Origin of the sequence: Pseudomonas donghuensis, from assembly GCF_000259195.1 — a bacterium.
GTDB lineage: Bacteria > Pseudomonadota > Gammaproteobacteria > Pseudomonadales > Pseudomonadaceae > Aquipseudomonas > Aquipseudomonas donghuensis.
In genome coordinates this window covers 188,736-201,428 of the sequence record NZ_JH650761.1, presented here as the reverse complement: position 1 = coordinate 201,428, position 12,693 = coordinate 188,736, and the positions used below count along the sequence as shown (strand labels likewise).

At 62.8% G+C, this 12,693-nt stretch carries 7 protein-coding genes; 5 read left to right on the top strand and 2 right to left on the bottom strand.

All coding sequences use genetic code 11. The annotated features are described in order from the left end of the window. Positions 1 to 9 precede the first annotated feature (9 nt). A complete protein-coding gene (locus UW3_RS0110055; protein WP_010222279.1) occupies positions 10 to 750 on the bottom strand; it encodes a substrate-binding periplasmic protein in 741 nt (246 codons plus the stop codon). Positions 751 to 878: 128 nt separating this feature from the next. Beyond that, positions 879 to 2,882, bottom strand: coding sequence for a choline BCCT transporter BetT (betT, locus tag UW3_RS0110050; protein ID WP_010222277.1), 2,004 nt, complete (start codon positions 2,880 to 2,882; stop codon positions 879 to 881). Between the two features lie 422 nt (positions 2,883 to 3,304). Between betT and betI the strand changes: the two genes are divergently transcribed. The 5 genes from betI (at position 3,305) to mscK (ending at position 12,691) form a co-directional block, all read left to right on the top strand. Continuing rightward, entirely contained in the window at positions 3,305 to 3,970 is a 666-nt protein-coding gene (gene betI, locus UW3_RS0110045; RefSeq protein WP_010222276.1) for a transcriptional regulator BetI, read from the top strand. Between the two features lie 31 nt (positions 3,971 to 4,001). Then, the gene (gene betB / locus UW3_RS0110040; protein ID WP_010222275.1) at positions 4,002 to 5,474 is read left to right on the top strand and encodes a betaine-aldehyde dehydrogenase; all 1,473 of its coding nucleotides are present in this window, start codon (positions 4,002 to 4,004) and stop codon (positions 5,472 to 5,474) included. A gap of 151 nt (positions 5,475 to 5,625) precedes the next feature. After that, entirely contained in the window at positions 5,626 to 7,317 is a 1,692-nt protein-coding gene (gene betA / locus UW3_RS0110035) for a choline dehydrogenase (RefSeq protein WP_010222274.1), read from the top strand. Positions 7,318 to 7,558: 241 nt separating this feature from the next. Continuing rightward, a complete protein-coding gene (locus tag UW3_RS0110030; protein ID WP_010222273.1) occupies positions 7,559 to 9,301 on the top strand; it encodes a potassium/proton antiporter in 1,743 nt (580 codons plus the stop codon). A gap of 39 nt (positions 9,302 to 9,340) precedes the next feature. Next, the gene (mscK, locus tag UW3_RS0110025; RefSeq protein ID WP_010222272.1) at positions 9,341 to 12,691 is read left to right on the top strand and encodes a mechanosensitive channel MscK; all 3,351 of its coding nucleotides are present in this window, start codon (positions 9,341 to 9,343) and stop codon (positions 12,689 to 12,691) included. Positions 12,692 to 12,693 lie beyond the last annotated feature (2 nt).

The following is a 12,693-nucleotide window of genomic DNA, read 5'->3' as shown; positions in this document are numbered from 1 at the left end:
TCAGGTCTTTTACAGGTAACGAGCAAACACCTGCTCGACAAAGCCCTCGGCTTTCATCTGCTCCAGCGCCTGCTGCAGCTTGTTCACCACCTCGTCCGGCACTTCACGGTTAAGCGCCAGGTACAGCTCGGCACCGTGAAAACGCAGCACCGTCTTAAGCTTGCTCACCCCCACCTGGCGCGCCAGGTAGCGCCCGGCCGGGTCGCCGCTGGCCCACAGGTCGATTTCGCCGTTCACCAGCTTTTTCGCGTTGTCGCGGTCGCGCAGCACCAACACCGGGTTCAGGCCTTGCTTGGCCAGGTATTCGGCAATCGCATCCCCTTTATAAGCCCCGATACGATAACGCTTGGCTTGCTGCAGGCTGCTCAAGGCAATCGGGCTGCCCTCGGGGGCCAGCAAAATCCAGTCATCCGGCCCCAGCGGTCCGACCCACTTGAACAGTTTTTCCCGCTCGGGCTGACGGGCCATGACGAAGACGCCGTAGCCGGGGGTTTGCAGGGCCTGCTCGTAGATGCGCTGCCACGGGAAGCGCAGGGTCATGCTGTAGGGCACCCCGGCGCGCTTGAACATCTCGCGTACCAGGTCGGCGGCAATGCCATTGATGCCATCGTCGCGGGCGAAGCTCTTGCCGCTGATGGCCATGTTGTAGGGCGGGAAGTTTTCGGTGAGCAGCACCACAGGCTCGCTCGCCTGGGCAAGGTGGGTGAACGACAGGCAGCTGCACAGCAACAGGACAAGACGCTTGAACATGGTGGCACCGGGCTCCTTGGCAACGCCAAGAGTGCCGGGGCCTAGTGCGCCTGTCCAGTCTGCACCGGTATCACAACAAAAAGGGCCCTGTTCCTGCGAACAGAGCCCTTCGGGTCAATCAGCCGTTATCAGCTGTAGACACGCCCCAGCAACTGGCGATGGCTTTCGAACTGATCGAGCACATCCCGGGTGATCTGCTCCGGGGTGAAGCCCATCAGGTCGTATTCCTGGCTGCCGTTGTGCAGGTACACCTCGGCGCGGTAGAAGCGCTGGCGCACTTCTGTCTCGCCTTCCACCGGTGCCTCGCTCGGCGCGGCCAGGTAGCCGTCCAGGCTTACTTCGTAAACGAACGGGTTACCTTCTTCCATGTCGATGCGCAGGCCCATGGCCGAGCGCGACTGGCCGACCCGGGTCTGCACCTGGAAGCCCAGGGTCTGCAGCTGCGCGGCTGCTTCCTTGAGCGCCGGGCTGACGCGCTTGTCCATGAAGCGCTGAACGATCGCCTGGGTCGGCTGCAGGTCCAGCTGGCTCAGGCGCTCGCTGAAACCGCGACGGCCACGGGCAGCCAGTTCGGCCTGCTCCTGCTCGACCTGGCTGTCCTGTTTCATGGCCTTGTACAGGCCGAACATGAACAGCACCAGCACTACCGAGAACGGCAGTCCCGCCAGCACCACCATGGTCTGCATGGCCTGGAAGTTACCGGCCAGAAGCAAACCGATGGTGACCACGGTAATGATCGCCGACCAGAGAATACGCAGCCAGTTCGGCGCATCTTCGTCGACATGGCCGCCTTTGCAGGAAAGGTTGGCCATCATCACCGCGCCGGAGTCGGCTGGGGTCAGGAACAGTACGAAGCCAACGAAAATCGCGACACCGACCACGATCTTGGCAAACGGATAGTGCTCGAGCAGCTGGTAGATCGACATCGCCGGCTGTTCCAGCGCCGTTCGACCGAGTTCCACCGCGCCCTGGTTCATCACCAGGTCCAGTGCCGAGTTGCCGAAGATCGACAGCCAGGCCAAGGTGAAGCCCAGCGGAATCAGCAGCACGCCAGCGACCAGTTCGCGCACGGTACGACCGCGCGAGATACGGGCAATGAACATGCCGACGAACGGGCCCCAGGAAATCCACCAGGCCCAGTAGAACACGGTCCACAGGCCCAGCCAGCGCTCGGACTTGTCACTGTCGCCTTCATAGACGTACAGGTCGAAGGTCTTTAGCACCGCGCCGTTGAGGTAGTCGCCGATGTTCTGCACGAAGCTGTTGAGCAGGTGCAGGGTCGGGCCGTTGAGCAGCACGAACAACAGCAGGCCGCTGAACAGGATGATGTTGAGGTTGGACAGGCGGCGGATGCCGTTCTCCACACCCGACACGGCGGCGATGGTCGCCACGGTGCTCATCACCAGGATCACGATCAGCAGGTTGGTGTCGCTGTGCTGCATGCCGAACAGGTATTCCAGCCCCGAGGACACCTGCATCGAACCAATACCCAGGTTGGTCACCAGGCCCAGCAGGGTCACGAACATGCCGAAGATGTCGACGGTGTGGCCCGCGGCCCCCTTGACCCAACGCTCACCGACCAGCGGGTACAGCGCCGAGCGCAGTGCCAGGGGTTGGTTGTGGCGGTAGGCGAAGTAGGCCACGGCCAGGCCGACCAGAGCATAGATTGCCCAGCCATGCAGACCCCAGTGCAGGAAGGTCAGTTGCAGGCCTTCACGGGCCGCTTGCAGGCTGGCCGGTGCGCCTTCAGGCGGGTTGAAGTAGTGATCCAGCGGCTCGGACGCGCCGAAGTACAGCAGCGAGATACCGATACCGGAGGAGAACAGCATCCCGGCCCAGGCACCGTAGCTGAAGTCCGGCTTGTCATCCTTGCCGCCAAGCTTGAGCTTGCCGAAATTGGAGAAGGCCAGAACGATGACGAACAGCAGGTAGCCGCCAATCACCAGCATGTAGTACCAGCCGAAGCTGCGCGACAACCAGGCCTGGGCCTCGTTCAGCACGCGGCCGGCGGTTTCGGGAACTGCGATCAGCAAGGCAGTCAACAGCAGGATCAACAACGTCGAGGTGAAGAACACCACGCTGTTGACCCGGACCCTCTCGGCAGGGGTCTTGATTAGGGAGGCAGAACTCATTGCACATAGGCTCCGGGCAGTGCGAGAGAAACACGAAACAATCGTTACCCAAGCAAATGGTGCAATAGCCCCACTGCTTCAGGTGTTATAAAAGCACCTTGAAAAAACCGTGATCCCGAATCGATTGCGTTGAAAAAAACAGGCCGAAAACCCCGTCCCGAGGGTTGGCCGCGCGGTGCGATACCGCTCGGCAGATCTGCTCAACGCGCCGTTTACACCCGTCAACACCTTGTATTCCGGGGGTTCCACGTCTTTTTGGGGTGCCAATTTGTGCTCACTGCAGGTAGGAAAAACCTGTCAATTGCACAGATTGTCGCAGAGCTTATTCTTTGTTGATTGAACGTTCAATCAAAACAAAATAGACTGGCCTTCGCCGAGGCAGCCGCTCGTCGACTGCTCGCAGGCCTGAGGAGATTTGCAAGATGCCCAAGGTCGGTATGCAACCCATTCGCCGCCAGCAGTTGATCGAAGCCACATTGATGGCCATCGACCAGGTCGGCATGGGTGACGCCAGCATTGCGCTGATCGCCCGTTTGGCCGGTGTGTCGAATGGCATCATCAGTCACTACTTTCAGGACAAGAACGGCCTGATCGCAGCGACCATGCGGTACTTGATGAGCGTGCTGAACGAGAACGTCGTCGCCAACCGGCAGGCGCTCAAGGACACCAGCCCGCGCGCCCACCTGCAGGTGATTATCGAAGGCAACTTCGACGCCAGCCAGGTCAACGGCCCGGCAATGAAAACCTGGTTGGCCTTCTGGGCTTCCAGCATGCACCAGCCGTCTTTGCACAGGTTGCAGCGGATCAACGATCACCGCTTGTATTCCAACCTGTGCTGCCAGTTCCGCCGCGTCCTGCCGCTGCCTGATGCACGCACCGCGGCCCGTGGCCTGGCAGCATTGATCGACGGTCTGTGGCTGCGCGGTGCGCTGTCCGGAGACGCGTTCGACACCGACCAGGCGAAACAAATCGCTTACGAATACATGGATCTACAACTGGCGAAACAGACGAGCCCGGACACGCAAAACCAGGCCTCTGAACCACCGCGCGTCGCGATTGCCAAACAAGCAGGAGCGCTGCACGGATAGCCAAACACACATATGCACTTGCGAGGACACTATGGCCCGTTTCGAACTGCAAAAACTCTACATTGATGGTGGTTATGTCGACGCTTCCAGCGACGCTACCTTCGACGCCATCAACCCGGCCAACGGCGAAGTCCTCGCCCAGGTGCAACGCGCTACCCAGGCCGACGTCGAGCGCGCCGTAGAAAGCGCCGAACGTGGCCAGAAAGTCTGGGCCGCCATGACCGCCATGCAGCGTTCGCGCATCCTGCGCCGCGCCGTCGACATCCTGCGCGAGCGCAACGATGAGCTGGCCGCCCTGGAAACCCTGGACACCGGCAAGTCCTACTCCGAAACCCGCTACGTCGACATCGTCACCGGCGCCGACGTGCTGGAATACTACGCAGGCCTGGTACCGGCCATCGAAGGCGAGCAGATCCCGCTGCGCGACAGCTCGTTCGTCTACACCCGCCGAGAGCCGCTGGGCGTGACCGCCGGTATCGGCGCCTGGAACTACCCGATCCAGATCGCCCTGTGGAAATCCGCTCCTGCCCTGGCGGCCGGTAACGCGATGATCTTCAAGCCGAGCGAAGTAACCTCGCTGACCACCCTGAAACTGGCCGAGATCTACACCGAAGCCGGCCTGCCGGACGGCGTGTTCAACGTTCTGACCGGCAGCGGCCGCGAAGTCGGCACCTGGCTGACCGAGCACCCGCGCATCGAGAAAATCTCCTTCACCGGCGGCACCACCACCGGCAAGAAGGTCATGGCCAGCGCCTCGAGCTCGACGCTCAAGGAAGTCACCATGGAACTGGGCGGCAAGTCGCCACTGATCATCTGCGACGACGCCGACCTCGATCGCGCCGCCGACATCGCCATGATGGCCAACTTCTACAGCTCGGGCCAGGTCTGCACCAACGGTACCCGCGTGTTCGTCCCTGCCTCGATGAAAGCGGCTTTCGAAGCCAAGATCGCCGAGCGCGTTGCGCGCATCCGCGTTGGCAACCCTGAAGACGAAAACACCAACTTCGGCCCGCTGGTCAGCTTCGCTCACATGGAAAGCGTGCTGGGCTACATCGCCAAGGGCAAGGAAGAAGGCGCACGCGTTCTCTGTGGCGGCGAGCGCCTGACCGCAGGCGAACTGGCCAAGGGCGCATTCGTGGCGCCGACCGTGTTCACCGACTGCCGTGACGACATGACCATCGTCAAGGAAGAGATCTTCGGCCCAGTGATGAGCATCCTCTCCTACGAGACCGAGGAAGAAGTCATCCGTCGTGCCAACGACACCGAATACGGCCTGGCCGCTGGCGTGTGCACCAACGACATCAGCCGCGCCCACCGCATCATCCACCAGCTGGAAGCCGGTATCTGCTGGATCAACGCCTGGGGCGAGTCGCCAGCCGAAATGCCGGTCGGCGGTTACAAGCAGTCCGGTGTCGGCCGTGAGAACGGCGTGAGCTCGCTGGCTCAGTACACTCGCATCAAATCCGTTCAAGTTGAGCTGGGTTCCTACAACTCGGTGTTCTGAAGCGACAAGCTTCAAGCGGCAAGCTGCAAGTCAAAGCCGGTGCGTGTTGCGCCAACCGGCTCTTGCAGCTCTCACTCATTTGCGAGCCTCGCACGACCGCATTTTCTTGCGGCTTGTAGCTTGAGGCTTGCAGCTGCTTTCGGAGAAAGCCATGGAATATGACTACATCATCGTCGGTGCCGGCTCTGCCGGTAATACCCTGGCGACCCGCCTGACCGAAGACGAAGGCGTGACTGTCCTGCTGCTCGAGGCCGGTGGCCCTGACTACCGCATGGACTTCCGCACCCAGATGCCAGCCGCGCTGGCCTTCCCGCTGCAGGGCCGCCGCTACAACTGGGCCTACGAGACCGACCCGGAGCCGCACATGGACGGCCGCCGGATGGAATGCGGTCGCGGCAAGGGCCTGGGTGGCTCGTCGCTGATCAACGGCATGTGCTACATCCGCGGCAACGCCATGGACTTCGACGGCTGGGCAAAACTGCCAGGCCTTGAGGACTGGACCTACCTGGACTGCCTGCCGTACTTCCGCAAAGCGGAAACCCGCGACATCGGCGCCAACGATTACCACGGCGGCGAAGGCCCGGTCAGCGTGACCACGCCTAAAGCCGGTAACAACCCGCTGTTCCACGCCATGGTCGAAGCCGGCGTGCAAGCCGGTTACCCGCGTACCGAAGACCTCAACGGCTACCAGCAGGAAGGTTTCGGCCCGATGGATCGTACCGTGACGCCTAAAGGCCGTCGCTCCAGCACCGCCCGCGGCTACCTGGACACCGCCAAGAAGCGCTCGACCCTGACCATCGTCACTCACGCCCTGAGCGATCGCGTGCTGTTCGACGGCAAGCGCGCCGTGGGCGTCAGCTACCTGGTCGGCGCCAGCGAAGAGCGCGTCGAAGCCCGTGCGCGCAAGGAAGTGATCGTCTGCTCCGGCGCCATCGCTTCGCCGCAACTGCTGCAACGCTCCGGCGTTGGCCCGCGTGCGCTGCTGGAAAGCCTCAACGTGCCTGTGGTTCACGACCTGCCAGGCGTGGGCGAAAACCTGCAGGACCACCTTGAGCTGTACCTGCAGTACGCCTGCACCCAGCCAGTGTCGCTGTACCCGTCGCTGCTCTGGTACAACCAGCCGGCCATCGGTGCCGAGTGGCTGTTCAAGGGCACCGGTATCGGCGCCAGCAACCAGTTCGAAGCCGGTGGTTTCATCCGTACTCGTGAAGAGTTCGAATGGCCGAACATCCAGTACCACTTCCTGCCGGTGGCGATCAATTACAACGGCAGCAACGGTGTACAGGAACACGGCTTCCAGGCCCACATGGGATCGATGCGCTCGCCTAGCCGCGGCCGTATCCAGCTCAAGTCCAAAGACCCGCGCCAGCACCCGAGCATCCTGTTCAACTACATGGCCACCGAGCAGGACTGGCAGGAATTTCGTGACGGCATCCGCCTGACCCGCGAAATCATGGCCCAGCCTGCGCTGGACGCCTACCGTGGCCGCGAAATCAGCCCGGGCGCCGACGTGCAGACCGACGAGGAACTGGACAAGTTCATCCGCGAGCACGCCGAGACCGCGTTCCACCCGTCCTGCTCGTGCAAGATGGGCGACGACGAGATGGCGGTGGTCGACGGCCAGGGCCGCGTGCATGGCATGCAGGGCCTGCGAGTGGTCGATGCCTCGATCATGCCGATCATCATCACCGGCAACCTCAACGCCACCACGATCATGATCGCCGAGAAAATCGCCGACAAGATCCGCAACCGCCAGCCGCTGCCACGCAGCACCGCCAAGTACTACGTCGCCAACGGCGCGCCGGTCAAAGGCAAGGCACTGCGTGAAGTGAAACAGGCTTAAGCCTCTTTCGCGGGGCAAGCCCGCTCCCACAGGTGATGTGCAATCCGTGTGGGAGCGGGCTTGACCCGCGATGAGGCCCGCCAAGGCAACACAAGAAGGCACTCCAGGGAGTGTCTTTTTTGTCCCCGCGATTAACCCTTTACAGCCCGCCAACCCCTCAGGTTAGAATCCTTGGCACGCGACCTGCTTGATATTCAAAGCAAACCGCCCCTCCTTCCTGCTTTTCCCCGGAGTACTGCCTTTGGATGCGTCCACCATCAATAGCCTGTTCTTGATCGGCGCATTGCTGGTGGGTGCAAGTATTCTGGTCAGCTCACTGTCTTCACGCCTGGGCATCCCGATCCTGGTCATCATCCTTGCGGTCGGCATGATCGCCGGGGTCGATGGTGGCGGGATCATCTTCAACAACTACCCGACCGCCTATCTGGTGGGCAACCTGGCCCTCGCGGTGATCCTCCTCGACGGCGGCCTGCGCACGCGGGTGGCGAGTTTCCGTGTGGCCCTGTGGCCGGCGCTGTCGCTGGCGACCGTCGGCGTGCTGATCACCACCGGCCTGACCGGCATGGTCGCCGCCTGGCTGTTCAACCTGAGCCTGATCCAGGGCCTGCTGATCGGCGCCATCGTCGGCTCCACCGACGCTGCGGCGGTGTTCTCGCTGCTCGGCGGCAAGGGCCTGAACGAACGGGTGACGGCAACCCTCGAAATCGAATCGGGCAGTAACGACCCGATGGCGGTGTTTCTCACCGTAACCCTGATCGACATGATCGCCAGCGGCCAGACCGGCCTGCACTGGAGCCTGCTCACTCACCTGTTGCGCGAGTTCGGCATCGGCGGCCTGCTGGGCCTGGGGGGCGGCTGGCTGATGCTGCAGCTGGTCAACCGCATCAACCTCGCCGGCGGCCTGTACCCGATCCTGGTGGTGGCCGGCGGCCTGGTGGTGTTCTCGCTGACCAACGCCCTGCACGGCAGCGGCTTCCTTGCCGTGTACCTGTGTGGCCTGGTGCTGGGTAACCGCCCGATCCGCAGCCGCCACGGCATCCTGCACATGCTCGACGGCATGGCCTGGCTGGCGCAGATCGGTATGTTCCTGGTCCTCGGCCTGCTGGTGACGCCTCACGACCTGCTACCGATCGCCCTGCCGGCGCTGGGCCTGGCGCTGTGGATGATTATCTTCGCCCGGCCGCTGTCGGTGGTCGCCAGCCTGCTGCCGTTCAAGGCCTTCCATGGCCGCGAAAAAGCCTTCATCTCCTGGGTAGGCCTGCGTGGCGCGGTACCGATCATTCTGGCGGTGTTCCCGTTGATGGCCGGGCTGCCGGATGCCCAGTTGTTCTTCAACCTGGCGTTCTTCATCGTCCTGGTGTCGTTGCTGGTGCAGGGCACCAGCCTGCCCTGGGTGGCCAAGCTGCTGAAAGTGACAGTACCGCCCGACCCTGCCCCGATCTCCCGTTCGGCCCTGGAAGTGCACATCACCAGCGAGTGGGAGTTGTTCATCTATCGACTGGGCGCGGAAAAATGGTGCATCGGCGCCGCCCTGCGCGAGCTGAAAATGCCTGAAGGCACCCGTATCGCAGCGCTGTTTCGCGGTCAGCAACTGCTCCATCCGTCGGGAAGTACCACCCTGGAAGTCGACGACCTGCTCTGCGTGATCGGCCACGAACACAACCTGCCGGCCCTCGGCAAGCTGTTCAGCCAGGCACCGCAGCGTGGCCAGGACCTGCGCTTCTTTGGTGACTTCGTGCTCGAAGGTGACGCAGAACTGGGGGCTGTAGCGGCGTTGTACGGATTGAAGCTCGACGGCCAGGACCCGCACATGCCGCTCAGCCGCTTCATCGCGCAGAAGGTTGGCGGCGCACCGGTGGTCGGCGACCAGATCGAGTGGAACAGCACCTTGTGGACGGTTGCAGTGATGGAAGGGAACAAGATCCTCAAAGTGGGCGTCAAATTCCCCGAAGGAACTCGACCCGGCCCTGGATTGTTCCTTTAAACTCTGTTCTTCGCCTCTGCCTGTACGAATTTTCTGCCTATGTCCCTGCGCACGTTGTTAAGCGCAGCCCTGATCGGGCTGTGCCTGTCCTTCTCCCCGGTGTGGGCGGCTGAACCGCCAACCACGGCAGCGATCCAGCAAAGCCTGGACAAGATCACCGAACGCAAGTTGCCCGAGGCCGAACAGAAAGCCCTGCAGCAGGTGCTCGAAAAGACCCTGGCCTTCCTCGGCAACAAAGAGGACAGCGAGAAGAAGCTCACCGCGCTCAAGCACCAGCTCAACGACGCGCCGCGCCAGACCAGCGAAAACCAGCGCGAGCTGGCCAAACTCAAGGACAGCAAGGTGATCCCGGTCACCCAGCGCTACGCCGCCTCCAGCGTGCCGCAGCTGGAGCAATTGCTGGCCGAGCGCACCACCGAGCAGGGCGAACTGCAAAAAGCGCTGTCCGAGGCCAACAGCCTGACCATCACCGCGCAGACCCGGCCCGAACGGGCCCAGGCAGAAATCAGCGCCAACCAGACCCGCACCCAGCAGATCAACACCAGCCTGAAGATCGGCAAGGACGGCGGCAAGCCGCTCAGCGCCGACCAGCGCAACCAGCTCAACGCCGAACTGGCCGCGCTCAACGCCCTGACCCTGCTGCGCCGCCAGGAACTGGCCGGCAACAGCCTGCTGCAAGACCTGGGCAACAGCCAGCATGACCTGCTGATCGAGCGCGCCGCGCGCCTGGAACAGGAAATCCAGGACCTGCAGACGCTGATCAACCAGAAGCGTCTGGCCCAGTCCCAGCAAACCGTCACCGAACAGTCGATCGAAGCGCAGAAAGCTGGCGGCAGCACCCTGCTGGCCACCGAAAGCGCCGCCAACCTCAAGCTCTCCGACTACCTGCTGCGCAGCACCGACAGCCTCAACGACCTGACCCAGCAGAACCTCAAGACCAAGCAGCAGTTGGACAGCCTGACCCAGAGCGACCAGGCTCTGGACGAGCAGATCAGCGTGCTCAAGGGCAGCCTGCTGCTGTCGAAGATCCTCTACAAGCAAAAGCAGGCGCTGCCGCACCTGAAGCTCGACCGCGACCTGGCCGACCAGATCGCCGACATCCGCCTGTACCAGTTCGAGATCAACCAGCAGCGCGAGCAGATCAGCAGCCCGAGCAGCTATGTCGACAAGCTGCTCACCGCACAACCACCCGAGACCGTCACCCCGCAATTGCGCAAGGCCTTGCTGGAAGTGGCGATCACTCGCAGCGACCTGCTCGAACGCCTGAACCGTGAACTGAGCGCGCTGCTCAACGAATCAATCACTCTGCAGTTGAACCAGAAGCAACTGTTCAGCACCGCGCAGAACCTGCGTGCAACCCTTGATGAGCAGATGTTCTGGATCCCCAGCAACAAGCCGCTGGACCTGGAATGGCTGCGCAGCGTGCCCGAGCGCCTGCAGAAACAGGTGGTCAGCCTGCCCTGGGGGTCGGGCCTGCGGGAGCTGACCGACGGCCTGGCCCAGCGCCCGTTGCTGTTCCTGCCCTTGCTGTTGCTGATCGGCGCCCTGCTGTGGCGGCGCAAGTACCTGTATGCGCGCCTGACCAAGGTTCATCAGGATGTCGGCCACTTCAAGCGTGACAGCCAGTGGCACACGCCCCAGGCCATCCTGGTCAATATTCTCCTGGCCATGCCCCTGAGCCTGGGCCTGGCCCTGTGCGGCTATGCCCTGCAGATCGACGCCCGCGGGCAGAACGCCAATCTCGCTTCGGCGCTGTTCCAAGTGGCCCAGGCCTGGCTGGTGTTCTACACCGCCTACCGGATACTCGCTCCGGGCGGCGTGGCCGAACTGCACTTTCGCTGGGAAAAGCCCCAGGTCGAATTCCTCCGTGGCTGGATCCGCCGCCTCGGCACCGTGGTCCTGGCCCTGGTCGGGGTGGTGGCGGTGGCCGAGCATCAACCCTCGGCGCTGGCTGAAGACGTGCTCGGCATCGGCGTGGTGCTGACCTGCTATGCGCTGATGGCCTGGCTGCTCAGCCGCCTGCTGCTGAGCAGCCCCACCCACCGCAACACCTCGCTGTTTCGCAAGGCCGTGGGCGTGGCCTTCACCGCGCTGCCGGTGGCGCTGTTCATCGCCGTGTGCTTTGGCTATTACTACACCGCGCTCAAGCTCACCGACCGCCTGATCGATACCCTGTACCTGCTGATGTTCTGGCTGGTGATCGAAGCCGCCTTCGTCCGCGGCCTGGCCGTGGCCGCCCGGCGCCTGGCCTACCAGCGGGCGCTGAGCAAGCGCCAGGCGGCCAAGGAAGGCCTGGATGGCGAAGTGCTGGTCGAAGAGCCGACCCTGGACATCGAACAGGTCAACCAGCAGTCCCTGCGCCTGATTCGCCTGGCCCTGCTCGGCGGCTTCATCGCCGCCCTGTACTGGGTCTGGTCGGACCTGATCAGCGTGTTCGCCTACCTCGACAACATCACCCTGTACGAGTACACCAGCGGCACCGGCGCATCCATGAGCATGGTGCCGATCAGCCTGCGCGACCTGCTGGGCGCACTGGTGATCATCGGCATCACCGTTGCCCTGGCCGGCAACTTGCCTGGCCTGCTGGAAGTGCTGGTGCTATCACGCCTGAACCTGGCCCAGGGCAGCGCCTACGCCACCACCACGTTGCTGTCCTACGTGATTGCCGGGGTCGGCTTCGTCTCTACCCTGTCAGCCTTGGGCGTCAGCTGGGACAAGCTGCAATGGCTGGTGGCCGCACTGTCGGTGGGCCTGGGCTTCGGCATGCAGGAGATCTTCGCCAACTTCATCTCCGGGATCATGATCCTGTTCGAGCGCCCGGTACGGATCGGCGACACCATCACCATCGGCAACCTCTCCGGCACGGTGAGCAAGATCCGCATTCGCGCCACCACCATCACCGACTTCGACCGCAAGGACATTATTGTCCCGAACAAGACCTTCATCACCGGGCAACTGATCAACTGGTCGCTGACCGACACCATCACCCGGGTGACCCTCAAGCTCGGCGTCGACTACGGCTCGGACCTCGACCTGGTGCGCACCCTGCTGCTCAAGGCCGCCAACGACAACCCACGGGTACTCAAGGAACCGGCGCCGATCGTCTATTTCCTCAACTTCGGCGAAAGCACCCTGGACCATGAACTGCGCATGCACGTACGCGACCTGGGCGACCGCAACCCGGTACTCGACGAGATCAACCGCTACATCAACAAAGAGTTCAAGCGGCAGCACATCAACATCTCCTTCCGGCAGATGGAGATCTACCTGAAGAACATGCAGGGCCAGGAGTACAAGATGGTCCCGGTAGAAAGCCTGGACAAGACCGTGCTGCCAACCGCCAACAACAGCGGCAAGCCCGCTGACGAAGCGCCAGGCAAACCGGCCTGACT